Genomic DNA, 22,187 nt, shown 5'->3' with positions numbered 1-22,187 from the left:
CGTTAGCGTCCGGCCCGCAGCCGTCTGAACGACAGCGCCTCGGCCACATGGGGGCGGCCCACACGGGCGCTATGGTCCATGTCGGCGATGGTTCGCGCCACTCGGAGCACCCGATGATAGCCGCGCGCCGAGAGGTGGAGTTTTTCCGTCGCCTGGGTCAGCAAGTCCTGGCCCTCGCGGTCCGGGGTAGCCACAGATTCCAGCAATTTGCCGTCGGCTTCCGCATTGGTGCGCAGTTTGGCCTTTTCATAGCGCCGGGCTTGCACATCGCGCACCCGGGCCACCCGCGCCGCCACATCGGCGGTCGAATCGGTGGGCGGCGGCAGCATCAGATCCTGTGGCGACACGGCGGGGACCTGCACATGCAGATCAATCCGATCGAGCAGCGGCCCGGACAATCTGTTCTGATACTCGTCGGCGCAGTGGGGGGCGCGGGAACAGGCCTGGGCCGGATCATCCAGATGGCCGCAGCGGCAGGGATTCATCGCCGCGATCAATTGCACCCGGGCCGGATAGGTGGCCTGATAATTGACCCGTGAGACGGTGGTGCGCCCGCTTTCCAGCGGCTGGCGCAGGGCCTCCAGGGCCGGACGCTGGAATTCCGGCAGTTCGTCCAGGAACAGCACCCCCAGATGGGCCAGCGAGACTTCCCCCGGACGCGCCTTGTGGCCGCCGCCGACCAGCGCCGCCATGGAGGCCGAATGGTGCGGGTCGCGAAACGGCCTTCGGGTCAGCAGTGCGCCGTCCTTGAGCCGCCCGTCCAGGGAATGGATCATGCTGACTTCCAGCGCCTCGGACGGGGTGAGCGGCGGCAACAGCCCGGGCAGACAGGCCGCCAGCAGCGATTTGCCGGAGCCCGGCGGGCCGCTCATCAACAGGTTATGGCCGCCCGCCGCAGCGATTTCCAGCGCCCGTTTGGCGGTTTCCTGGCCCTTGACCTCGGCCAGATCGGGGCCGCCGTGCCCGGCATCCGATGCCACCCGGGTGACCGGCGGGGCGAGGCTTTGCTGACCCTTGAGATGATTGATCAGCGACAAAAGGTCGGGCGGGGCGAGCAGGTTGTTGCCCCCGGCCCAGGCCGCCTCGCCCCCCTGCGCCCCGGGACAGATGAAGCCGCGCCCATGGCTGGCCGCCTGCATGGCCGCGGGCAGCACCCCGGACACCGGTGTTAGCCGCCCATCCAAGGCCAGCTCACCAAGCGCCGTATACTGGGACAGGTCCTCCACCGGGAGGGTCCCCATGGCCCCGAGAATCCCCAGCGCGATGGGCAGATCGAAATGACTGCCTTCCTTGGCCAGGTCGGCCGGAGCCAGATTGACGGTGATGCGTTTGGGCGGCAGGGCCAGCCCCAGCGCGGTGAGCGCCGAGCGCACCCGCTCGCGGCTTTCGGCCACCGCCTTGTCCGGCAGACCGACCACCGAAAAGGTTGGCAGCCCGGCGCTCATCTGCACCTGCACATCCACGTCGATGACCGAGGTGCCATGAAAGGCGACCGTGAAAACCCGGGTGACCATGAATCCCACCTGCAATTGCAGAAGAAATCATAGTTGAAACGATTGGTTTATCGCAAGCCTATTTCGGTCGCAGCTGGACGATGCGGAACGGCACCCCGTCCAGGGTATCGGTGTTCAGGGCGCAGGTCAGCCGGGTGCAGGTGATGCCCCAAAGCTGGAAGACGTCGCTGTTTGTCTGCCGGGTGCGCAGGATGTACAGCTCGGTCACCCGCTGGTCGTTGGAGACAATTCGATACCCCGCCACCTGATCGGGCAAGGCATTGGCCGGGGCCGGGACCAGGGCATGAAAGGCCTCGGTAACCCGCCGGTGCCGCGCCTCATCCACCGGCAGATCCTCGATCTCTGTGAAATAGGCCCGATGGCCCACGTAATCGGTCGGTTTGGTGGTCATCGGGTCGGTCGCCGTGATGACCCGCGGCAGGTCCTTTTCGACCAGCCACAGGATCGGTTCCCGGGCCATCACCACATGACCGATGGTCGAACAGAGCACCCGCGCCATGCTGGCCAACGATTTCGGCAGTTCCAGCACCGCCTGCGGCGGGGCCCCGGCGCAGGTGATGTCGAACTTGTTGGTCGGTTCCTGGGCCATGGCCGGTGCCCCCAGCAACAGGCCGACCAACAGCAAAAGGATCGGCTGGCGCATGGTCAGGACTCCCTTGAGTTTTGGTAATTTTCTTCGATGGCATCCCACACCTCGGCTTCCAGGCAGACCCCGTCGAAACGGTTGATCTCCTGCAAACCGGTGGGCGAAGTGACGTTGATTTCGGTCAGAAAATCGCCGATCACGTCGATACCGACGAAGATCAGCCCCCGTTCCTTCAGCGCCGGACCGATGATGGCGCAGATTTGTTCCTCGCGCGCGGTCAGGACACAACGCTCGGGCCGCCCGCCCACATGCATGTTGGAGCGCGCCTCGCCCTCGGCGGGCACCCGGTTGACCGCCCCCACCGGACGCCCGTTGACCAGAATGATCCGCTTGTCCCCGGCCCGCACGTCGGCCAGATACTGCTGCACGATGATCGGTTCCCGATACAGTTCGGTAAACAGTTCGAGCAGCGAATTGAGGTTCTCGTCGCCCGGCTTGATGTGAAACACCCCGGCCCCGCCGTTGCCGAACAACGGCTTCAGAATCACATCCTTGTACTTGGCGCGAAAGGCGGTGATCTGCTGCCGGTCGGAGGTGATCAGGGTCGGCGGCATCACGCCTTCGAAATGGGTGACGAACAATTTCTCGGGAGCGTTGCGCACCTGCGCCGGATCGTTGACCACCAGGGTCTTCGGGTGCACCAGCTGGAGCAGATGGGTGGCGGTGATATAGGCCATGTCGAACGGCGGGTCCTGGCGCATCAGCACCACGTCGGCATCCTCGGCCAAGTCGATCAGCCGGGGTTCGCCGAGGGTAAAATGGTTCTTATATTCCCGACGCACCTCCAACGGTCGCGCCCGGGCCTGCACCCGGCCCTCCACATAGGCCAGATCGCGCGGCAGATAATGAAACAGCCGATAGCCGCGCTTCTGCGCCTCAAGAGCCAGGACGAAGGTGGAATCCGCATCAATATTGACGCTTTCGATGGGGTCCATCTGGATGGCGACGGTCAGACTCATGAGGACTCCTTGCGAGGGGACGGAAAGCGTATTTTATACCACCGGAACGCCTCAGCGTTGCGCATTTTCCGTTGCCGGTCGGGAGATTTTCACATGACTGATCACCTTGCGCACATGTTCGATATCCCGGGCATGGGCCAGAACCCGATCCAGCTCCACCCGTGACCGGGCGTGACCGAGCAGATAGACGGTGCCGTTGACCGTCGTCACTTGATAGTTGATGGCGTGAATTTCCTTGTCGAAGGTGAGCCGGGTTCCCAGTTGCGCGCTGACCCATTTGTCCCATGCGGTATCAATGAGATCGCGCGGCTCGCTCTGGATTTCATTATAGACCGCCCGCACGTCCGCAATGGCCCAGGCCCGGCGCAGGGCCTCGGCGCGGTCGTCGGCGTCTTCCATCACCCCGGTGATCAGCACCTGACCCTGATAGACATCGGCGGTCAGGACGGCGGGCCAGGTATGGTCATGGGAAAACCAGGATTCGAACAAGGTGGCGCGGATTTTCAGATCCTCCATCGCGCCGCCCAGACCCCGTTCTTCCTGGCTCGCCATGGCCGCCTGAGATCCCGCGTCCACGGCCATGCCCACCGGACTACAGGCCCCCAGCAGTATGGTGCCGATCAGGCCCAACAAGCTCAGAGTTCGCATTTTGCTGTCGACTCCTTGTTTAAAATCCTGTGTTTTCATAGCAGCAACTGGTTAAGGTTCCGCCAACATCCGAAGGGGTTCCGCATGTTCGTTTTGCCGTTTTCGCGCGTCCATCTGCTGGATTTTTTACCCAAGGGCGGCACGGTGGCCGAAATCGGCGTCGCCGAGGGGGACTTTTCGCAGGAAATCCTGACCCGCGCCCAGCCGGAGCGGTTGCATCTGATCGACCCCTGGACGTTTCAGGACGACATTGATTATCAGCCCGATCCCTCCAACCTGGATTCCGCGACCCAGGACCAGCGCGCGCAAAAGGTGGCCGAGCGATTCGCCGACCGAATCCAGCGCGGCGACGTGGTACTGCATCGGACCTATTCGCATCTGGCCGCCCCGGATTTTTCCGAAGGCACCCTGGACTGGGTCTATCTGGACGGCAATCACACGGAAGCGGCGGTTTTTCAAGACCTGACCCTGTACAGCCGCCGCATACATCCCGATGGATTGATTCTTGGCCACGATTACAGCAATGGCCCGGCGGCCCAGACGCGCAATTTCGGTGTTATCGAGGCGGTTGATCGCTTTGTCGCGGAAACGGATTTCGATTTCATCGCCCTGACCCTGGACGCCTTTCCCACTTACGTTCTGGGTCGTCCGGACAGTCCACGCAGCCGGGAAGTGGTCCAACGCCTGCTCTACAACGTAACCAACATGGTGGAAATCCGCGATCCCCTGTCGCGGCTTCAACAGCGGGCGGTCAAGGTCGCCGACCGGTGGGCGCTGGTGCAGTCGTTTTAGAGCCCGGGTCGCCAGGCATCCATCAGATGGTGCGGCCAGCGGCCCGGCGGCACCAGGATCACATCGAACCGCATGTCCAACAGGGCCAGATCCGGGTGGCGGGCGACATAGGCCTCGGCGGCCCGCTCGATGCGCTGGCGCTGGTGCACCGTCAGGGATTCGGCAGCATCGCGCAGGCTGCCGCGCGCCTTGACCTCGACAATGACCAGCAGACGGCCGCGCCGGGCCACGATATCCAATTCCCCGACCGGGGTCTTGGCGCGCCGGGCGAGGATGCGATAGCCCTTGAAGCGCAGCATCCAGACGGCCAGGGATTCCGCCCGCAGCCCCAACGCCCAGGCGCGGCGGCCCCGCGCCTTGCGGTCGTCAGGGCTCATGGGGCATCCTTTTGCAATTCCAGGGCCCGGGCATAGACAGTTTTGCGCGGCATTCCGGTGGCGATACTGACTGCCTGAGCGGCATCGCGCAGACTCTGGCTCTGCATGGCCTGACGCAACAGACCGTCCAGGTCCTCGGTCGCAGTCTCCGAGACCTCCGGCGGGCCGATCACCAGTACCACCTCGCCCTTTGGCGGTCCGGCCTCGGCATAATGGGCCGCCAACTCATCCAGGGGGGCCCGACGCACCTCCTCGAACAACTTGGTCATCTCCCGGGCCATGGCCGCCGGACGCGGCCCCAGGACATCCGCCAGATCGGCCAGGGCAGCGGCCAGACGCTTGGGCGATTCGAGCATCACCAGGGTGGCCGGGATCGTCGCCAGTTCAGCCAACCAGGTCCGCCGTGCCGCCGATTTGGGCGGCGCATAGCCGACGAACAGAAAACGGTCGCTGGGCAGGCCGGACAGCACCAGGGCATCAATCACCGATGAGGGTCCGGGCAATGCGGTCACGAAAAGCCCCTCGGCCACGCAGTCCCGCACCAGCTTGTAGCCCGGATCGTTGATCAGCGGCGTCCCGGCATCGGAGACCAGCGCCACGATTTCGCCATTTCTAAGGCGTTGCATGATCCTGGGCCGCATCTTGTCGGCGTTGTGTTCGTGATAGGCGAGACGTGGAGTGGCAATCTGGTGCATTGTCGCCAACTTGCCGGTGACCCGGGTATCCTCACAGGCGATCACATCAGCCGATTTCAGGACCCGCAGGGCGCGCAAGGTGATATCCTCCGCATTGCCGATTGGCGTGGCGACGATATACAGACCCGGCTGCAACGGTTTACAGCGGCCCGCCGCATGGGTAGGCTCAGGCCCGCCCGACGGTTCGCGGGGAGAGAGGACAAATGACGAGGAAACGGATGATCCAGCGGAAGGTATTCGCGGCATGGGCGGCAGCCCTGTTGCTGATGGGAACGACGGCCTGCCAGTCTCCCCTACTCCCCGTTCCGACGCAAGTCGCCCAACCCGACCCGCAGCAACCGGCCCCCCCGTTGCCCGCCGAACCGGCGGCGGAGGCGGTGCCGGTGTGGAAAAACCCGCCGTCCCGCTGGGCGGTCCACCATCGCAGCACCCAGGCCTATCAGAATCAGGAGGCGGGTCTCGCCCCACAACCGACCCCGCGCGTCGCCCCCGCCCCGATGACGGGCAGCGAGCCGCTGTTCACCGACACCCGAGGGGTGGCGCGGGTGGCCGTGCTGTTGCCGTTGAGCGGCCGTCATGCCCGACTGGGCAAGTCGCTGCGCAATGCGGCGCAACTGGCTCTGTTCGAGTTCGCCGGACAGAGCTTTGAGCTGATGTTCATGGATACCGGCGGCACGACTGAAGGGGCGCGGGAAGCCGCACTGACCGCCATTTCCGACGGCGCGGCGCTTATTCTGGGGCCGCTGCTCTCCGAATCGACCAAGGCCGCCGGGGCGGTGGCCCGTCAGGCCAATGTCCCGCTGGTCTCTTTTTCCAGTGACGCCGGGGCCGCCAGCCCGGGGGCCTATGTGCTGGGATTCCGGCCAGAAACCGAAGTGCGGCGGGTGATTTCCTATGCCGTCAATGCGGGGCTGCGGCGTTTTGCCGTGCTCGCCCCCCACAACAATTACGGCGACCGGGTGGTGGCCGAATTCCGCTCGGTGGTCGCCGACCTGGGGGGAACGGTCAGCCGCGTCGCCCGCTACGGGACCGATTCCGCGACCTATAACGATGTGATTCGTGACCTCGCCGATTTCGACTATCGGCATCAGGCCCTGCTGGCGCAAAAGGCGATGCTCGAAAAACGAAGCGATGAAGTTTCGAAAATGACCCTCAGCCGCTTGGAAAACCTGCAAACCATCGGCGATCCCGATTTCGACGCCCTGCTGGTCGCCGATGGCGGTCGCCGGTTGCAGGAAGTGGCGGCCCTGTTGCCCTACTACGACGTGGACCCCAAAGTCGTGAAAATGCTCGGCACCGGGCAATGGGATGTGCCGGGGATCGGCGTCGAACCGGCCCTGGTCGGCGGTTGGTTTGCCGCCTCCGACCCCGCCCTGCGCCAGGGCCTGATGACCCGCTATCAGGAGACCTTCGGCGAGGAACCGCCGCGCCTGATCACCCTGGCCTATGACGCCACCGCCCTGGCCGCCGTGCTGGTGCGCGGGGCCCAGGACGGTCCCGACTATTCAGCCCCGACCCTGACCCAATCCACCGGCTTTCTCGGCACCGATGGGGTATTCCGCCTGAAACCCAACGGCCTGGGAGAACGGGGCCTGGCCATTCTTGAAGTCCACGAACGAACCAACGTGATTCTCGACCCGGCGCCACAGAGTTTCGAGGAGCCGCTCAACTAAGCCAGCAGCTTCTCCAATACCCCGTTGAGCCGCCGCAGTCCGGCCGGGGTGGCCCGCAGGTGGCTGTCCGTCAGCTCCACAAAGCCGCCCTCGATCAAGGCGTTCAAGGCCCGGGACTCGCAGAAATCAGCGAGTTCCCGCCCGATTCCCGCGCTTAGTCGCAGCCCCATCATCAGCCGTTCCTCGAAGCGTTCCCGGTCGGTCAAGGCCACCCGGTCGAGTCGCGGTCGTTTGAGATAGCCCTCGGGGCTGGGGGTGCGGCGTTCGGCGTAGGTGATGCCGTCCAGGGTCAACCGGCCATGCGCCCCGGGACCGATGCCCAGATAGTCGCCGCCCTGCCAATAAACCAGATTATGCCGCGATTCGGCCCCGGGCCGGGCATGGTTGGAAATCTCGTAGGCCGGTAATCCCGCCTGCGTCATCCGCTCCTGGGTCAGTTCGAACAGATCCACCGCCAAGTCCTCGTCCGCCGCCGTCCGTCCCTGCTTGGCAAACGGGGTGCCCGGCTCGATGGTCAGTTGATAGAGCGACAGATGGTCGCTGCCCCAGCCCAGGGCTTCCTCCAGTTCCGCCGCCCATGGCTCGGGCGTCTGCCCCGGGCGGGCGTAAATCAAATCGAACGACAGCCGGGGAAACAGTCCCCGCGCCATCTCCAGGGCCCGCCGCGCCTGCGCCACGTCATGGATGCGCCCCAGATCCTGCAACGCCTGATCATCAAAAGCCTGCACCCCCAGCGACAGCCGATTCACCCCGGCGGCGCGGAAGTCGGCGAATCGTCCGGCCTCCGCCGTGCCCGGATTGGCTTCCAGGGTGATTTCCAGATCGTCCGCCGGGCTCCACAGGGCCGTTGCCCGCTCGATCAGCGCCCCCACCGTCGCCGGGTCCATCAACGACGGGGTGCCGCCGCCGAAGAAAATCGACCCCAACTTGCGATTTGCAAGTTCCCCTGCCGAGGCCTCCAGATCCCCCAGCAGCGCCCACCGCCACAAATCCTGATCGACCTGCCCCTGGGCATGACTGTTGAAGTCGCAATAGGGACACTTGGCCAGACAGAACGGCCAGTGGATGTAGAGGGAGAGGCTCTTTGGCATGTGATATCCCTAAGCGCAGAGCACTCGAAGGGTTCGTGGGGCCACAGGCCCCACACCCCAATCCAATGGGAGCGCGAGGGATCGAATCCCTCGTAAAAAACCTAATCCGTTTCGAAACAGGCCGCCACCAGTTGCCGGAAGGCATCGGCGCGGTGGCTCATGGCGTGCTTGGCCTGCGGGTCCATTTCGGCGAAAGTCAGATCATATCCATTGGGGATGAACACCGGGTCGTAGCCGAAGCCTTTCTCGCCGCGCGGCGGCCAGGTCAGGGCCCCATGCACCTCGCCCAGAAAGGATTCCGCATGGCCGTCGGGCCAGCAGAGCACCAAAGCGCAGACGAAATGCGCCCGGCGGTCGGTTTTTCCGGCCAGGGCCTGTTCGACCTTTTCCATGGCGATGGAAAAATCCTTGCTCGGTCCGGCCCAGCGGGCGGAATGGATGCCCGGCTGACCGCCCAGGGCTTCCACCGCCAGCCCCGAATCGTCGGACAGGGACGGCAGCCCGGAGGCCAGAGCGGCGGCACGGGCCTTGATGTCCGCATTGCCGAGGAAGCTGTCGGCGTCCTCTTCCGGTTCCGGCAGGTTCAGGTCTCCGGCGGAAATCACTTCCACGTCATAGGGGGCCAGCAGTTCGGCGATTTCCCGCACCTTGCCCTTGTTGTGGCTGGCGATAACCAGCTTGTTGCCGGTGAATTTGCGACTCACAGGCCGAGCGCCTTGTTCTGTGCGTCGGTCAGGGTGGCAATGCCGCTCTTGGCCAGATTGAGCAGTTCGAAGAATTGCGCTTCGGAGAACGGCTCCTGTTCCGCCGTGCCCTGGATCTCGACGATGCCGCCGCTGCCGGTGAGCACGAAATTGGCGTCGGTCTCGGCGTCGCTGTCCTCGGCGTAGTCCAGATCCAGCACCGGGGTGCCCTGGTAAATGCCACAGGATACGGCGGCGATGGAATCGGTCAGCGGCACGTCGGGCAGAATGCCCATTTCGACGATCTTGCGGAACGCTTCATAGAGCGCCACATAGGCTCCGGTGATGCTGGCGGTACGGGTGCCGCCGTCGGCCTGGATCACGTCGCAATCCACCTTGACCTGGATTTCGCCCATGCCCTTGAGGTCGGTCACTGCGCGCAGGGAACGGCCGATCAGCCGCTGAATCTCCTGGGTCCGGCCCGATTGCTTGCCGCGCGCCGCCTCGCGGTCGGTGCGGGTATGGGTGGAGCGGGGCAACATGCCGTATTCGGCGGTCACCCAGCCCTTGCCCGAGCCGCGCATCCAGCCCGGCACCCGTTCCTCCACCGAGGCGGTGCAGAGCACATGGGTATTGCCGAAGCGCGCCATGCAGGAGCCTTCCGCATGTTTGGAAAAGCCGGGCTCCAGAATGATGGCGCGCATCTGGTCGGGCGAACGGTCGGACGGTCTCATGATATCCCTCATATTGCTGTTTGGGCGCACCCTAACCGCAGACGGAGACCGGGGCAAGTTGACGATGCCCCTCCGCACCCCTACATTCCGCGCAGCATGATTACCGACCTCAACGACCGTTCGCGCAAGATCTTTCGCCAGATCGTCGATACTTACCTAGAAACAGGTGAGCCCGTCGGCTCGCGCACCCTGGCCCGGCTGTTGGATTCGCGGCTGTCTCCGGCGACCATTCGCAATGTGATGGCCGATCTGGAGGATTTCGGACTGCTGTTTTCGCCCCATACCTCCGCCGGACGCCTGCCCACCGATGCCGGGCTGCGGCTGTTCGTCGATGGGCTGCTGGAACTGGGGGCGCTGACCGAGGCCGAGCGGCGCGACATGGAACGGCGGGTGGCGGGCAGCGGTCGCAGCGTCGAGGGCCTGCTCGAAGAGGCCTCCAACACCCTGTCCGGGCTGACCCATTGCGCCGGGCTGGTGCTCGCCCCGAAAAGCGACAGCCCGCTGAAACATATCGAATTCGTCGCCCTGTCGCCGGGCCGGGTGCTGGTCGTCATGATGACCGAGAACGGGCTGGTGGAAAACCGCATCTTCGAGGTGCCGGTGAATCTGCCGCCCTCGGCACTGGTGGAAGCGGGGAATTTCCTCTCGGCCCGACTGCGCGGTCGTACCCTGGCCGACGCCCAGGCGGAAATTCTGGCTGAACTGGAAAGTCAGCGCGGCGAACTGGATCACCTGACCAGTAAGCTGGTCGCCGCCGGTCTGGCCACCTGGGGCGGCGAAAAACGCTCCCGCTCGTTGATTGTGCGTGGTCAGGCCAATCTGCTGGAAGACGTGGATGCGGTGGCCGACCTGGAACGCATCCGCGCCCTGTTCGCCGCCCTGGATCAAAAGGAAACGCTCTTGAGCCTTTTGGATCAGGCCGATCAGGCGGAGGGCATTCAAATTTTCATCGGTTCGGAAAATCAGTTGTTCGGCACCGCCGGTTGTTCGATGATCGTCGCCCCTTATCGCGACGGCGCTGAACGGATCATCGGCGCCCTCGGGGTCATCGGCCCGACCCGCATGAATTACGCCCGAATCATACCCATGGTCGATTACACGGCGCAAATCCTGAGCCGTGTCATTGGATGACGGAGAGAAGTGACAATGTCTGAAGAAACCCAAGCTCAAGATCCCCTCGACGAGACCCCCGAAGCGGAAGCACCCGCTGCGGAAGCCGCGCCGGAACAACCCGACGCGCCCGAACCCGCGCCGCAAGAGGACCCGGCAGCGCGCATAGCCGCCCTGGAGGCCCAGGTGCGCGAGTTGGACGACAACTGGCGGCGCGCCGTGGCGGAAATGGAGAATGTCCGCCGCCGGGCCGATATCCAGATCGAGCAGGGGCGCAAGTTCGCCATCGCCGATTTCGCCAAGGCGATGCTGGAGGTGGCCGACAACCTGAGCCGCGCCCTTGACCATGTGCCGGAACAGGCACGCACCGAGGACGAGGCGGTCAAGGCATTGTTCGAGGGTGTGGATATGACCGGCAAGAGCCTGTTGCAGGTGCTCGAACGGTTCGGCGTCAAGCCGGTACCCGCCGAGGGTCAGCGGTTCGATCCCAAATTTCACGAAGCCATGTTCGAAGTGCCGCTACCCGATCAGCCCTCAGGCATGGTGGTGCAGGTGATGGAGACCGGCTTCATGATCGCCGACCGGCTGTTGCGTCCGGCCCGCGTCGGGGTGTCCAAGGGCGGCCCCAAGCCGGAGCCGGTGACCTCTGCGGAGGAAGCCGCCGCCTCGGGCGGCGCCAAGGCCTATGACAAGGTCATCGACGGCACCACCCGCGCCTCCGGCAGTCAGGTGAACGAGGAACTTTAGCACCTTCAGGGCAGTTGCGAAGTTCAGGCGATCTGCCTATATAACGGCTAGGTTTCACAAATTCGTGACAATCACGACCAATTTGGGGACGATCCGGCGTGCCAATGGGCCTGGAAACGTCCGCCGCAAGGAGAGAAGACAATGAGCAAAGTCATCGGTATTGATCTGGGAACCACCAACTCCTGTGTCGCCTTGATGGATGGCAAGGATGCCAAGGTCATCGAGAACGCCGAAGGGGCGCGCACCACCCCCTCCATGGTCGCCATCGCCGACGACGGCGAGCGTCTGGTCGGCCAGCCGGCCAAACGGCAGGCGGTGACCAATCCGGAAAACACCCTGTTTGCCATCAAGCGTTTGATCGGTCGCCGTTTCGACGATCCGCTGACCAAGAAGGACATGGAACTGGTCCCCTATTCCATCGTCAAGGGCGACAACGGCGATGCCTGGATCAAGGCCAATGATAAGAATTACAGCCCGTCGCAGATTTCCGCCTTCATCCTGCAAAAGATGAAGGAAACCGCCGAGGCGCACCTGGGCGAGCCGGTCACCCAGGCGGTCATCACCGTGCCCGCCTACTTCAACGATTCCCAGCGCCAGGCCACCAAGGACGCCGGCAAGATTGCCGGATTGGAAGTGCTGCGCATCATCAACGAGCCGACTGCTGCGGCCCTGGCCTATGGGCTGGACAAGAAAGCGGGCGGCACCATCGCGGTCTATGATCTGGGCGGCGGCACCTTCGACATTTCGGTGCTCGAAATCGGCGACGGGGTATTCGAGGTGAAATCCACCAACGGCGACACCTTCCTCGGCGGCGAGGACTTTGACGCCCGCATCATTGATTACTTGGCCGACGAATTCAAAAAGGAGCAGGGCATCAACCTGCGCACCGACAAGCTGGCCCTGCAACGGCTCAAGGAAGCGGCGGAAAAGGCTAAGATCGAGCTGTCTTCGTCCATGCAGACCGAGATCAACCTGCCGTTCATCACTGCCGACGCCTCGGGGCCGAAGCACCTCAACATCAAGCTGACCCGCGCCAAGCTGGAAGCCCTGGTCGAGGACCTGATCGAACGCACCATCGAGCCCTGCCGCAAGGCGCTCAAGGACGCCGACGTCACCGCCGGGGAAATCGACGAGGTGATCCTGGTCGGCGGCATGATCCGCATGCCCAAGGTGCAGCAACGGGTCAAGGAATTCTTCGGCCGCGAGCCCCACAAGGGGGTCAACCCGGATGAAGTGGTGGCGCTCGGCGCGGCCATTCAGGGCGGTGTGCTGAAGGGCGACGTCAAGGACGTGCTGCTGCTCGACGTGACCCCGTTGAGCCTCGGCATCGAGACCCTGGGCGGCGTGTTCACCCGGCTGATCGACCGCAACACCACCATCCCGACTCGCAAGAGCCAGGTGTTCTCCACCGCCGAGGACAATCAGACGGCGGTGACCATTCGCGTCTTCCAGGGCGAACGGGAAATGGCCGCCGACAACAAGATTCTCGGTCAGTTCGATCTGGTCGGCATTCCGTCTGCACCGCGCGGCATTCCGCAGATTGAGGTTACCTTCGACATCGACGCCAACGGCATTGTCCATGTGACGGCCAAGGACAAGGCGACAGGCAAGGAACAGCAGATCCGCATCCAGGCTTCCGGCGGGCTGTCAGACAGCGACATCGACAAGATGGTGCGCGACGCCGAGGCCAACGCCGAAACGGACAAGAAGCGCAAGGAGCTGGTGGAGGTCCGCAATCAGGCCGACGCCATGATTCATGCCACCGAGAAGAGCCTCAAGGAATACGGCGACAAGGTGGACGCCTCCACCAAATCGACCATCGAGAAAGACCTGGAGGCCCTGCGCGGGGTCATGGACTCCGAAGACGTGGAGAAGATCAAATCCAAGACCGAGGCGCTGACCCAATCCTCCATGAAGCTCGGCGAGGCCATGTACAAGGCGCAGCAGGATGCGGAGGCCGCCGGCGAGGCCGGGGCGACGGGCGGGGCTTCCGAAACCGAAGACAGTTCGGTGGTTGATGCCGACTTCGAGGAAGTGGACCCCGACAAAAAGAATTAATCCAACCCATGGAGTTGCGCCGGGCCTCGGCCCGGCGTTTCCGTTTGAAGAGGGGCGGTCATGTCCACCAAGGATTTTTACGAGCTGCTGGGCGTGGATCGTGAGGCCAGCGAGGCCGAGATCAAGAAGGCCTATCGCAAACTGGCCATGCAGTATCACCCGGACCGCAATCCGGGAGACAAGGCAGCCGAGCACAAATTCAAGGAAATCAGCGGCGCCTACGACGTGCTCAAGGACGAGCAGAAGCGCGCCGCCTACGACCGTTTTGGTCATGCAGCCTTTGAACAGGGCGGCCCCGGTGCCGGTGGCGGCGGTTTCCACCCTGGCGGCGCGGCGGGATTCAGCGGCTTTGCCGATATCTTCGAGGAGATGTTCGGCAATTTCGGCGGCGCGGCTCGCGGCGGCGGCACCCAGAACCACGGGGCCGACCTGCGCTACAACATGGAAATCAGCCTGGAGGAGGCCTTCAAGGGCTCCAAATCGACCATTCGGGTCCCCACGGCGGTGCCCTGCGAGTCCTGCGACGGAACCGGAGCAGCGGGCGGCAAACCGCCGGTCACCTGCACGACCTGTCAAGGGACGGGACGGGTGCGCGCCCAATCGGGCTTTTTCACCGTCGAGCGCACTTGTCCCAGTTGCCACGGGGCGGGGCGGGTGATCAAGGACCCCTGCCATACCTGCGGCGGCAGTGGGCGGGTCGAAAAGGAAAAAACCCTGTCGGTGAACATTCCGGCCGGGGTTGAGGAAGGCACTCGAATCCGCCTCAGCGGCGAGGGCGAAGCCGGGATGCGCGGTGGCCCGCCGGGAGATCTGTATATTTTCCTCAGCCTGAAGCCGCACCGTATTTTTCAGCGCGAGGGAGCCAACATCTTCTGTCGCGTGCCGTTGCCCATGACTACGGCGTCACTGGGCGGCAGCATCGAGGTGCCGACCGTGGACGGCGGGCGGGCCCGCATTTCCATTCCCGGCGGCACCCAGTCGGGTCACCAGTTCCGGCTCAAGGGCAAGGGCATGACCGTGTTGCGTTCCACGGCGCGCGGTGACATGTTTGTGCAGGCGGTGGTTGAGACCCCGGTTAATCTCTCCAAACGCCAGAAGGAGTTGCTGGAAGAATTCGACCAGGAAAGCAAATCCCACAGCGGCGAGGGCAACAACCCTGAATCCACCGGCTTTTTCAAGAAGGTCAAGGAATTGTGGGACGATTTGACCGAATGAACCCGTCTCTTTCAAGAGGATTCAGGCCATGAAAATCGGAATTGTCGGCTGTGCGGGGCGCATGGGCCGCATGCTGGTGCAGACGGTGGTGGTCACCGACGGGGCGGAATTCGGCGGCGGCTCGGAAACAGCCTCAAGCCCGATGATCGGTCAGGATTGCGGGGAGCTGGCCGGGTTGATGCCGTCCGGACAGATGGTCACCGACGATGCCCGGTCGCTTTTTGAGCGGGTGGATGTGGTGATTGATTTCACCATTCCTTCCGCCACTGCCGACCATGCCCGGCTGGCCGCCGAGACCGGGACGGCGCTGATCATCGGCACCACCGGCCTGGATGCAACGCAACAGGCGCTGATTGAGGCGGCGGCGGCCCGGGTTCCGGTGGTCCAGGCGCCCAATTTCAGTCTCGGGGTGAATCTGTTGATGGCCCTGACCGAGAAGGTCGCGGCCACCCTGAATGCGGATTTCGATATCGAAATTCTGGAAATGCATCACCGCCACAAGGTCGACGCCCCCTCAGGCACCGCTCTCGGACTGGGACAGGCCGCCGCCAAGGGGCGCGGTGTAGCGCTTGATCAGGTGGCGCAGAAGGTGCGCGACGGTCATACCGGGCCGCGCAAGAAGGGCGATATCGGCTTTGCCACCCTGCGCGGCGGCGATGTGGTCGGCGACCATACCGCCATGTTTGTCAGTGAGGGGGAAAGCGTGTTGCTGACCCATCAGGCCCGCTCGCGCGCCGTGTTCGCCCGCGGGGCCGTCCATGCCGCCCTATGGACCAAAGGCCAACCGGCCGGGCTCTATAGCATGCGCGACGTGCTGGGGCTGTAGTCTTTCACCATGGACATGGGTTTGACTTGGCGGATGGTCATTTCCGCCATTTGTCGGCACACGGCGTCGCGCCAATCCACATTCGGATGATAATTCAACTGCTGGGCCGCCTTATCATTGGTGACTCCAAAGTCCTGCATTAAATGAATGATTCCTCGGCTGATAAAGGGATCGAAGGGCGTCACATGGGACAGCGCCTCCATCGCCCCGGCGAACGGATGGGCGACGGCAAAGGGCACTGAAAACCACGGACACGGCAGGCCGTATTCCCGATGCAGAAAAATTATCACATCGCGCACTCTGGGCACCGTCGGGCCAAGCAGATTAAAGCCGTGAAAATCCGGGATCAGGCTGGATTCTGCCGCTTTTCGCAGGGCCAGACCGATATCCTCTCCGGCAATCAAGGGCATGGGGCTGCGGCCTTTCGCCACCCAAGGCACCAAATGGCTTTTCAAGCGGGGCACCAGGATCGGCAATAGCCCAAGACCGTAATGTTCTCCAACGAACAATCCGAATCGCATGTTCAACACTTGATCCAGCCCCTGACCCACCGCCTCGCGCAACCGGTCCTCAATGGTCACCACATTGTCCAGATGCGGCCAGAAACCCACCTTTTGACCGAGGCTGTCCGGATCGGCGGCCCGGGAAGGCGACGCCGCGCCGGTGGTGCTGACGAATATGAACCGCGAGACCCGCCCGGCTCGCGCCGCCTCGATCAATAGCAGCGACGGATCGCGGAACAGTGCATTGGATCGGCGGCGATGGCCATGCAGCGACGACCAGGCAGCGGCATGCAGGATCGTGTCCGCCCGGGCCGCGATTTCCCGAGCGTATTCCGGGTCGCGCAGGTCGCCGACCAGCACCTCCTCGGTAAAATCATGATCCAGCCGTGCCCGCTCCCGACAGGCGGCGATGACCTGCCAAGGTCCCCCATGCAGGGCTTTCAGGGCGTGACGGCCGACGAATCCAGTGGCTCCGGTGATGATAATGGTCTGCATGAGCCCTCTCCGCGCTGCTTGTGTCGCCCAATATAAGACATGCGTCTGACTAATACAAGGGCGTCAACAATGGTCTTCGAGGGAGACAGACGCCGGGGAGCTAATGACGCTGATAGATCTTCGCCCGGCCGTCCTGGCCGAAGATGACGGTGACGAAGGGCTCCTTGGAGCCATCGGGCATGTCCATGCCGGGGGAACCGGCGGGCATACCCGGCACCGAAAGGCCCCGGGCCTGCGGTTTTTCCAGCAACAGCCGCTCCACATCCTCCGGCGGCACATGGCCTTCGACCACATAGCCCTCGACCATCGCCGTATGACAGGATTGCAGATCCTCCGGCACCCCGGCCATTTGTTTGACCAGTTCCAGGTCGTCCCGGTCGATGACCGTGACCTGATGTCCACGCTGGCGCATGAGATCGACCCAGGCCCCGCAACAGCCGCAGGTGGGCGACTTGAACACCTGGATCTCCGCCGCCTGGGCCACGCCGGACGCCAACAGAACAAGGACACTCGCGGACAACAGAACCCTGTGACGGAGCATTTCAGCCTCTCTTAGACGGATGATCTGACCCTATCCTATAGCATAGGTACCCGCTTGGGAAATCCAATCAGCCCTTCCAGGATGCCGACCCCGATCAACACCAGCACGAAGCCGAGGCTCTGGGTCAGGCTGATGGTTTCCCCCAGCACCGCCCAGGCGACCAGCATGGTCAGGACCGGCCCACCGAGGGAAATCAGGCTGGCTCGCCCGGCCCCGATGCGCCGAATGCCCTCGTAGAGCAGGAAAATCGGTACCACGGTGGATATCACCACGATGGCCAACAGCCAGCCGGTCGCCGGGAGGGTCAGAGTAAAATCGGTCCAATCCAGAGTCAGACTGGCGAAAATCAGCACCCCCAACAGGGAGGCCGTATTCGCCGCAAAGGTGAAGCGGGCCGAGCCGATGCGCCGCATGATCCGCTGGCCCACCACCAGATAGGTGGCATAGCTCAGGGCCGATATAAACGACCAGCCGATGCCGCCCAGGAACTGCCGATCCAACGACAGATGCCCCGGGGCCAGCACCACCAGCAATCCGGCATAAGACACCGCGAAGGCGGTCAGATGCCGCGCCGAGGGCCGTTGCCGCTCCAGGGCCGCATTGATCAGCACCACGAACAGCGGAAAGGTGAACAGCACGATGCGCGACAGTCCGGCCCCCAGCCGGTCAATGGCGGTGAAATCGGAAATGGTGGCCAACAGGAACAGCATTCCGGCTCCGACGCAGTTGCGCACCTCGCGCCAGCCCAGACCGAACAGGTTGCCCTCGCCGCGCCAGGCCGCCCCGGCCCAGAACAGCGGCCAGGCCCAAACCAGCCGCAATGTCACCAGCGCCGCCACCGACAATCCCGCCGCCAGGGCCAGCTTGGCGAAGATGCCCTTGAAGGCCAGGCCCAAGGTGGCCGCCAGCACCATCATCAAGGCCGCATTGTCGCGCGGGTTGGGAGTCATCGCTTTGTTCCTCTGGTTGAGAACTCCAACATGGGCGGTAACCAGCCCTAAGACAATTCGAAATTATCTCTATCGGATATAATGAAAACTGATATCATGTTGCTATGGACCTGAAACAACTGAAAGCCTTCCTACATGTGGCCGAACTGGGCAGTCTGAGCCGCGCCGCCGAGCGCCTGAATCTGACCCAACCGGCGCTCAGTCGCCAAATTCGGCTGCTGGAAGAAGATCTGGGCACCCGGCTGCTGACCCGCACCGGACGCGGGGCCACCCCCACCGAGGCCGGTTTGCAGCTGGAATCCCGCGCCCGCCCGCTGGTCGCCGAATTGGAAGCCATGGCCGGGGATATCCTGCGGCAGGGAGACACCCTCTCCGGTGAGGTCAGTCTGGCCATTCCGCCGACCCTGGCCGATCACAGCACGGCGGAAATGCTGCGTGATTACCATCAGGCCAATCCACAGGTGCGGGTGCGGGTGGTGGTTGCCCTGTCGGGGGCCATTCACGAGGCGCTGTTGCGCGGTCGGGTCGATCTCGGCGTGCTTTATCATCCCCTGCGCAGCGCCAACCTGGGGGCCGAGGAGCTATGGACCGAGGACCTGGATCTAGTGGCCCCGGCGGCCCTGGGATTCCGCGCCGATCAACCGGTGACCCTGGAACAGATTGCCGACCGGCCGTTGGTGCTGCCCGGGGCACGGCATGGCCTGCGGGTGATCATCGAGGCGGCAGCCATGCGGCGCGGGCTGGCGTTACAGGTGGCGATGGAAGTGGAAAGCCTTCGGATGCAGCTTGAAATGGTGCGTCTTGGGGTGGGCTGCTCATTTCTGCCGCGCCGGTCCTTTGCCGGGGAGCCGGGAATCAGTGGTGCGCCGGTGATCGATCCGCCGTTGCGCCGCACCGCCGTTCTGGCCTGGTCCGCCGACCGCCGACGCAGCCGCGCGGCCCAGGCCCTGGCAACGCGGCTCAAAGCGGGGAAGGATTCTTGGCTCAGGAATCCGACTTAACGGACAAATTGGCCTGCACTTCATCAAGGATCCATTCCACCACATGATCCGGCAAGTCGCCCATATGTTGGGCCAGCAGATTGGCCAGTTGGGTGGCCTGGGGACTCAGCCCCCCCGTATCCACCACGATGCGCGGATGGGACAGCCCGGCCAGTCGCTTTAGATCCTCGGCATCATCCCAGATCAGGCCGAAATAGGCGCAAATCTGCATTACCATGCCCGGAGCCGGGCGTCCCCGCCGTCCGTGTTCCAGCGCCGACAGATAGGCCGGGGTGACATGCAGGTCGGCCGCCATCTGCCGCTGGGTGACTTTCTGGCTGCGACGTAATTCGCGGATGCGTTGTCCGAACGGCGTCATGACGGACGCACCCGGCGCAGCAGCACATACAAGGCCCCCTCGCCGCCATCCTGCGGGGCGGCGTAATGGAAGGCATGGACCAAACCGCGCAGGTCGTTGAGCCACTCGGGCACCGCCTGGCGCAACACGCCGATTTCCCCATCGCGCTTCAGGCCGCGCCCGGTAATGACCAGAACGCATTTCTTGCCCTGAAGCTGGGCCTGCATCAGATAACTGCGCAAGGCTCCGTGGGCCTGAGCCCGGGTCATGCCGTGCAGATCAAGTCGCCCCTGAATGTCGATTTTTCCCCGTCGCATGCGGGCTGCGGTCCGCCGATCCAGGCCCGGCGCCGAGCCATGGGCCATTTCCGGCAAGGGAATCGCGGAACGGGGGAGATCCGGCAGCTCCCGGGGCCGCGGCTCAGGGGGTGCCGCGACCCGCGACGGGGGCGGGAGCACGGCGGGTTCCAAACCCTCGGCGCGCAGCGGGGCCACATCGCGGGTCACGAAATGCCAGACGTCATGATCCTCGCGGCTCAAGCCACGGGTCGAACGACGGCGCGGGGGCGGACGGTGAATCATCCGGGCAGGATGCGGTTAGTCCATCGCGAATTCAAGCGTCCGTTCAGGAATTTCCCGGGGGTCGGGGCAACAGCAGCCAATAGCCACCGGTCTGCTTCATCAACCCCGCCTTGTGCGCCGCCTCGCGGCCATAGCCCCAGAACAGGTCGCCGCGAATCGGCCCGCGGATGGCCCCGCCGGTATCCTGGGCGATAACCACCCGGCGCAACGGCTGTTCCGGGTCCACCGGGTCGGTGGTGTCGAGCCACAGGGGCACACCGTAAGGAATATACCGCTTGTCCACCGCCAGACTGCGCCCCGGGGTCAGCGGCACCCCCTGGGCGCCGATGGGACCGTCGCCGGGATTTTCGCGCAGGAACACATAGGACGGATTTTCCATCAACAGGGCCAAACCCTTGTCGGGATGGGCGGCGATCCATTGGCGGATAGCCTGCATGGACATTTGTTCGCGGGTCACTTCCTGACGTTCAATGAGGATTTTGCCGATGGATTTATACTCATGGCCGTTGGTACCCGCATAGCCCACCCGGACCACCGAGCCATCCGGCAACACGGCGCGGCCCGAGCCCTGGACCTGCAAAAAGAACAGGTCCACCGGATCGTCGGCCCACAGGAATTCCAAATGTTGGTCGGTCAAGGCCCCATGGGCAATGTCCTGGCGGCTGGCGTGCGGCTCAAGACGCTTGCCATGCAGCCGACCGGACAGGGTCTGACCCTTCAGACTGGCGCGAAACTGCCCCAAATCAACGGTGATCAGATCGGAGGGCGGACCCAGCAGCGGCACCCAATAGCGCTCCGAGGCAATGCGCGAAGCCCGAATCTCCGCTTCGTAATAGCCGGTGAACAGGCCTTCGTCCTCGGACCCACCCTCACTGACCACCCGGTAGGGCTGGAAGTTGGTGACCAAAAAATCGCGCACCACCGAATCGTTGGCCCCCGGCAACTGGGCCGCCTGGGCGCACAGCAGCCGCCAGTCCACATAGCGCCCGAAACGCGGATCGTCGTTGAACAGGGTGTCGCCTGAACGGTTGGCCAGCTTGCCGCAGGATTTCAGGAAGGCCGGCAGCATCTCGCTCTGACGACCGCCGAACCAGCCAGGCAGTTCGGCGAACGATTCCAGGCGCAACAGCAAGCCTTCCTGTGGCGCGCCTTGTTCAGTCGATTCCGGGGTCGGTTCTTCCCACGGTTTTTCCAACTCGGCGCAGCCTGCCAGGACCAGCAAGCCGAGTCCTATGAACCGCTTAAGAATCAAGGCTGCGCGTGGCCACGAGGGACCAGTTGGGATCGGTAGCGCGTACATCACGGGCGAAGGTCCAGAAATCGGTGACTTTGTCCACATAGTTGGGATCGCCCTCCACCACCTTGCCGTCCTTGTCGCGCACCACATTGACCTGTTCGCTGACGAACTTGACGGTGATACGGGCCGTGTCCCCCTGCATCTCGGCTTCCATGAATTCCGGTTGGCGCAGGCCGACCAGCTCGTGCTCGACCGTTTCCTCGTTGGTTTCCCGCTGGGTGATGACCTTTTCAAAATTGGCCAGCACTTCGGGACTGAGCAGAAAGGCCAGCGCCGCGCGGTCACCGGCGGCAAACGAGCCGACGATCATCTCGAAAGCCCCCTTGGCTCCGGACAGAAACGACCGTTCCTCGAAGGTCGGATCGGCAATGCGGATTTGCAGCAGTCCCGCCGTCAGAGGATCGTCCGGGTTGGCGTCGGCCAGGTCCTCATCCAGCGGCGAACGCTCCGTGCGGTCGGGCAATGGAATGACGTTGTCGTTCTCCCGTGGCTCAGCCCCGTTGTCCGGTTTGGGCTGATAGGGGTCCTGATAGCCCCCCTCATGACCGTCCCGACGTCCCAGCACGTTGCGCAACCGGAAGACCAGAAACCCGGCCACCAGCGCAAAAAGAATGATATCGAAAAACTGAAAACCGCCGTCCATTTCCCTACAACGCTCGTTGTTCCGACCTTCGCGACCACCGACAGCCTAGACCGGCGGACGATGATCGGGTA

24 protein-coding genes are annotated in these 22,187 nt (G+C 63.8%); 8 read left to right on the top strand and 16 right to left on the bottom strand.

Annotated features, from left to right (window positions below):
* Window positions 1-2: 2 nt before the first annotated feature.
* From ACYQ1P_RS06600 to ACYQ1P_RS06585, 4 genes are read right to left on the bottom strand one after another with little or no spacing between them, the layout of a single operon-like run.
* Window positions 3-1,514 (bottom strand): YifB family Mg chelatase-like AAA ATPase, encoded by a 1,512-nt coding sequence (locus ACYQ1P_RS06600; RefSeq protein WP_460019553.1) that lies wholly within the window; start codon window positions 1,512-1,514, stop codon window positions 3-5.
* A 58-nt stretch (window positions 1,515-1,572) separates the two neighbouring features.
* A complete protein-coding gene (locus ACYQ1P_RS06595) occupies window positions 1,573-2,157 on the bottom strand; it encodes a hypothetical protein (RefSeq protein WP_460019552.1) in 585 nt (194 codons plus the stop codon).
* A 2-nt stretch (window positions 2,158-2,159) separates the two neighbouring features.
* On the bottom strand, window positions 2,160-3,119 hold the full coding sequence (gene gshB / locus ACYQ1P_RS06590) for a glutathione synthase (protein ID WP_460019551.1): 960 nt from the start codon (window positions 3,117-3,119) through the stop codon (window positions 2,160-2,162).
* A 51-nt stretch (window positions 3,120-3,170) separates the two neighbouring features.
* Entirely contained in the window at window positions 3,171-3,767 is a 597-nt protein-coding gene (locus ACYQ1P_RS06585) for a BON domain-containing protein (RefSeq protein ID WP_460019550.1), read from the bottom strand.
* 84 nt (window positions 3,768-3,851) lie between these two features.
* Between ACYQ1P_RS06585 and ACYQ1P_RS06580 the strand changes: the two genes are divergently transcribed.
* Window positions 3,852-4,559 (top strand): class I SAM-dependent methyltransferase, encoded by a 708-nt coding sequence (locus ACYQ1P_RS06580; protein ID WP_460019549.1) that lies wholly within the window; start codon window positions 3,852-3,854, stop codon window positions 4,557-4,559.
* Here the strand turns inward: ACYQ1P_RS06580 and ACYQ1P_RS06575 are convergent.
* Window positions 4,556-4,936, bottom strand: a complete 381-nt coding sequence (locus tag ACYQ1P_RS06575; protein WP_460019548.1) for a YraN family protein — start codon at window positions 4,934-4,936, stop codon at window positions 4,556-4,558. The two genes, ACYQ1P_RS06580 and ACYQ1P_RS06575, sit on opposite strands and share 4 nt — an antisense overlap.
* Window positions 4,933-5,766 carry a 16S rRNA (cytidine(1402)-2'-O)-methyltransferase gene (gene rsmI / locus ACYQ1P_RS06570; protein WP_460019547.1) on the bottom strand — a complete coding sequence of 278 codons (834 nt, stop codon included), beginning with the start codon at window positions 5,764-5,766 and terminating at the stop codon, window positions 4,933-4,935. Before rsmI ends, ACYQ1P_RS06575 begins: the two co-directional genes overlap by 4 nt.
* A gap of 68 nt (window positions 5,767-5,834) precedes the next feature.
* Here rsmI and ACYQ1P_RS06565 point away from each other — a divergent pair, with 68 nt between their 5' ends.
* Window positions 5,835-7,304 carry a penicillin-binding protein activator gene (locus tag ACYQ1P_RS06565; RefSeq protein WP_460019546.1) on the top strand — a complete coding sequence of 490 codons (1,470 nt, stop codon included), beginning with the start codon at window positions 5,835-5,837 and terminating at the stop codon, window positions 7,302-7,304.
* Here ACYQ1P_RS06565 and hemW read toward each other — a convergent pair.
* From hemW to rph, 3 genes are all read right to left on the bottom strand, one after another.
* Window positions 7,301-8,395, bottom strand: a complete 1,095-nt coding sequence (hemW, locus tag ACYQ1P_RS06560; protein ID WP_460019545.1) for a radical SAM family heme chaperone HemW — start codon at window positions 8,393-8,395, stop codon at window positions 7,301-7,303. The two genes, ACYQ1P_RS06565 and hemW, sit on opposite strands and share 4 nt — an antisense overlap.
* Window positions 8,396-8,496: 101 nt before the next feature.
* Window positions 8,497-9,099, bottom strand: a complete 603-nt coding sequence (rdgB, locus tag ACYQ1P_RS06555; RefSeq protein WP_460019544.1) for an RdgB/HAM1 family non-canonical purine NTP pyrophosphatase — start codon at window positions 9,097-9,099, stop codon at window positions 8,497-8,499.
* Entirely contained in the window at window positions 9,096-9,812 is a 717-nt protein-coding gene (gene rph / locus ACYQ1P_RS06550) for a ribonuclease PH (protein ID WP_460019543.1), read from the bottom strand. The genes rdgB and rph overlap by 4 nt, the downstream gene beginning before the upstream one ends.
* Window positions 9,813-9,908: 96 nt before the next feature.
* On the opposite strand from rph, the gene hrcA reads away from it, so the two are divergent.
* The 5 genes from hrcA (at window position 9,909) to dapB (ending at window position 15,768) form a co-directional block, all read left to right on the top strand.
* Complete coding sequence (gene hrcA / locus ACYQ1P_RS06545) at window positions 9,909-10,943, top strand: heat-inducible transcriptional repressor HrcA (protein ID WP_460019542.1); 1,035 nt, start codon at window positions 9,909-9,911, stop codon at window positions 10,941-10,943.
* 15 nt (window positions 10,944-10,958) lie between these two features.
* Window positions 10,959-11,669: a nucleotide exchange factor GrpE gene (gene grpE / locus ACYQ1P_RS06540; RefSeq protein ID WP_460019541.1), complete on the top strand. Its 711-nt coding sequence runs from the start codon at window positions 10,959-10,961 to the stop codon at window positions 11,667-11,669.
* Between the two features lie 141 nt (window positions 11,670-11,810).
* Entirely contained in the window at window positions 11,811-13,727 is a 1,917-nt protein-coding gene (gene dnaK / locus ACYQ1P_RS06535; RefSeq protein WP_460019540.1) for a molecular chaperone DnaK, read from the top strand.
* A 60-nt stretch (window positions 13,728-13,787) separates the two neighbouring features.
* Window positions 13,788-14,942 (top strand): molecular chaperone DnaJ, encoded by a 1,155-nt coding sequence (gene dnaJ / locus ACYQ1P_RS06530; RefSeq protein WP_460019539.1) that lies wholly within the window; start codon window positions 13,788-13,790, stop codon window positions 14,940-14,942.
* A gap of 28 nt (window positions 14,943-14,970) precedes the next feature.
* Window positions 14,971-15,768 (top strand): 4-hydroxy-tetrahydrodipicolinate reductase, encoded by a 798-nt coding sequence (dapB, locus tag ACYQ1P_RS06525; RefSeq protein WP_460019538.1) that lies wholly within the window; start codon window positions 14,971-14,973, stop codon window positions 15,766-15,768.
* On the opposite strand, the gene ACYQ1P_RS06520 is transcribed toward dapB, so the two are convergent.
* The 3 genes from ACYQ1P_RS06520 to ACYQ1P_RS06510 form a co-directional block, all read right to left on the bottom strand.
* Window positions 15,738-16,766 (bottom strand): NAD-dependent epimerase/dehydratase family protein, encoded by a 1,029-nt coding sequence (locus ACYQ1P_RS06520; protein WP_460019537.1) that lies wholly within the window; start codon window positions 16,764-16,766, stop codon window positions 15,738-15,740. The two genes, dapB and ACYQ1P_RS06520, sit on opposite strands and share 31 nt — an antisense overlap.
* 100 nt (window positions 16,767-16,866) lie before the next feature.
* Complete coding sequence (locus ACYQ1P_RS06515; RefSeq protein WP_460019536.1) at window positions 16,867-17,307, bottom strand: DUF411 domain-containing protein; 441 nt, start codon at window positions 17,305-17,307, stop codon at window positions 16,867-16,869.
* A gap of 35 nt (window positions 17,308-17,342) precedes the next feature.
* Window positions 17,343-18,257 carry a DMT family transporter gene (locus ACYQ1P_RS06510; protein ID WP_460019535.1) on the bottom strand — a complete coding sequence of 305 codons (915 nt, stop codon included), beginning with the start codon at window positions 18,255-18,257 and terminating at the stop codon, window positions 17,343-17,345.
* A gap of 104 nt (window positions 18,258-18,361) precedes the next feature.
* On the opposite strand from ACYQ1P_RS06510, the gene ACYQ1P_RS06505 reads away from it, so the two are divergent.
* Window positions 18,362-19,258 (top strand): LysR family transcriptional regulator, encoded by an 897-nt coding sequence (locus ACYQ1P_RS06505; protein ID WP_460019534.1) that lies wholly within the window; start codon window positions 18,362-18,364, stop codon window positions 19,256-19,258.
* Here the strand turns inward: ACYQ1P_RS06505 and ACYQ1P_RS06500 are convergent.
* Genes ACYQ1P_RS06500 through ACYQ1P_RS06485 form a run of 4 tightly spaced genes read right to left on the bottom strand, consistent with a single transcriptional unit; the run spans window position 19,242 to window position 22,116 of the window.
* A complete protein-coding gene (locus ACYQ1P_RS06500) occupies window positions 19,242-19,616 on the bottom strand; it encodes a helix-turn-helix domain-containing protein (RefSeq protein WP_460019533.1) in 375 nt (124 codons plus the stop codon). The genes ACYQ1P_RS06505 and ACYQ1P_RS06500 overlap by 17 nt on opposite strands.
* Window positions 19,613-20,176, bottom strand: a complete 564-nt coding sequence (locus ACYQ1P_RS06495) for a Smr/MutS family protein (RefSeq protein WP_460019532.1) — start codon at window positions 20,174-20,176, stop codon at window positions 19,613-19,615. The genes ACYQ1P_RS06500 and ACYQ1P_RS06495 overlap by 4 nt, the downstream gene beginning before the upstream one ends.
* Before the next feature lie 43 nt (window positions 20,177-20,219).
* Window positions 20,220-21,398 carry a murein transglycosylase A gene (mltA, locus tag ACYQ1P_RS06490; RefSeq protein WP_460019531.1) on the bottom strand — a complete coding sequence of 393 codons (1,179 nt, stop codon included), beginning with the start codon at window positions 21,396-21,398 and terminating at the stop codon, window positions 20,220-20,222.
* Between the two features lie 19 nt (window positions 21,399-21,417).
* Window positions 21,418-22,116, bottom strand: a complete 699-nt coding sequence (locus tag ACYQ1P_RS06485) for a Tim44/TimA family putative adaptor protein (protein ID WP_460019530.1) — start codon at window positions 22,114-22,116, stop codon at window positions 21,418-21,420.
* Between the last annotated feature and the right edge of the window lie 71 nt (window positions 22,117-22,187).

It is taken from the genome of Magnetospira thiophila (assembly GCF_054657015.1).
This window is presented reverse-complemented; position numbering and strand designations above follow the sequence as displayed.

Bases quoted from the DNA above. Each gene is read 5' to 3' on its own strand.
- ACYQ1P_RS06600 (WP_460019553.1), bottom strand. From the start codon at position 1,514: ATGGTCACCCGGGTTTTCACGGTCGCCTTTCATGGCACCTCGGTCATC.
- ACYQ1P_RS06595 (WP_460019552.1), bottom strand. From the start codon at position 2,157: ATGCGCCAGCCGATCCTTTTGCTGTTGGTCGGCCTGTTGCTGGGGGCA.
- gshB (WP_460019551.1), bottom strand. From the start codon at position 3,119: ATGAGTCTGACCGTCGCCATCCAGATGGACCCCATCGAAAGCGTCAAT.
- ACYQ1P_RS06585 (WP_460019550.1), bottom strand. From the start codon at position 3,767: ATGCGAACTCTGAGCTTGTTGGGCCTGATCGGCACCATACTGCTGGGG.
- ACYQ1P_RS06580 (WP_460019549.1), top strand. From the start codon at position 3,852: ATGTTCGTTTTGCCGTTTTCGCGCGTCCATCTGCTGGATTTTTTACCC.
- ACYQ1P_RS06575 (WP_460019548.1), bottom strand. From the start codon at position 4,936: ATGAGCCCTGACGACCGCAAGGCGCGGGGCCGCCGCGCCTGGGCGTTG.
- ACYQ1P_RS06565 (WP_460019546.1), top strand. From the start codon at position 5,835: ATGACGAGGAAACGGATGATCCAGCGGAAGGTATTCGCGGCATGGGCG.
- hemW (WP_460019545.1), bottom strand. From the start codon at position 8,395: ATGCCAAAGAGCCTCTCCCTCTACATCCACTGGCCGTTCTGTCTGGCC.
- rph (WP_460019543.1), bottom strand. From the start codon at position 9,812: ATGAGACCGTCCGACCGTTCGCCCGACCAGATGCGCGCCATCATTCTG.
- hrcA (WP_460019542.1), top strand. From the start codon at position 9,909: ATGATTACCGACCTCAACGACCGTTCGCGCAAGATCTTTCGCCAGATC.
- grpE (WP_460019541.1), top strand. From the start codon at position 10,959: ATGTCTGAAGAAACCCAAGCTCAAGATCCCCTCGACGAGACCCCCGAA.
- dnaK (WP_460019540.1), top strand. From the start codon at position 11,811: ATGAGCAAAGTCATCGGTATTGATCTGGGAACCACCAACTCCTGTGTC.
- dnaJ (WP_460019539.1), top strand. From the start codon at position 13,788: ATGTCCACCAAGGATTTTTACGAGCTGCTGGGCGTGGATCGTGAGGCC.
- dapB (WP_460019538.1), top strand. From the start codon at position 14,971: ATGAAAATCGGAATTGTCGGCTGTGCGGGGCGCATGGGCCGCATGCTG.
- ACYQ1P_RS06520 (WP_460019537.1), bottom strand. From the start codon at position 16,766: ATGCAGACCATTATCATCACCGGAGCCACTGGATTCGTCGGCCGTCAC.
- ACYQ1P_RS06515 (WP_460019536.1), bottom strand. From the start codon at position 17,307: ATGCTCCGTCACAGGGTTCTGTTGTCCGCGAGTGTCCTTGTTCTGTTG.
- ACYQ1P_RS06510 (WP_460019535.1), bottom strand. From the start codon at position 18,257: ATGACTCCCAACCCGCGCGACAATGCGGCCTTGATGATGGTGCTGGCG.
- ACYQ1P_RS06505 (WP_460019534.1), top strand. From the start codon at position 18,362: ATGGACCTGAAACAACTGAAAGCCTTCCTACATGTGGCCGAACTGGGC.
- ACYQ1P_RS06500 (WP_460019533.1), bottom strand. From the start codon at position 19,616: ATGACGCCGTTCGGACAACGCATCCGCGAATTACGTCGCAGCCAGAAA.
- ACYQ1P_RS06495 (WP_460019532.1), bottom strand. From the start codon at position 20,176: ATGATTCACCGTCCGCCCCCGCGCCGTCGTTCGACCCGTGGCTTGAGC.
- ACYQ1P_RS06485 (WP_460019530.1), bottom strand. From the start codon at position 22,116: ATGGACGGCGGTTTTCAGTTTTTCGATATCATTCTTTTTGCGCTGGTG.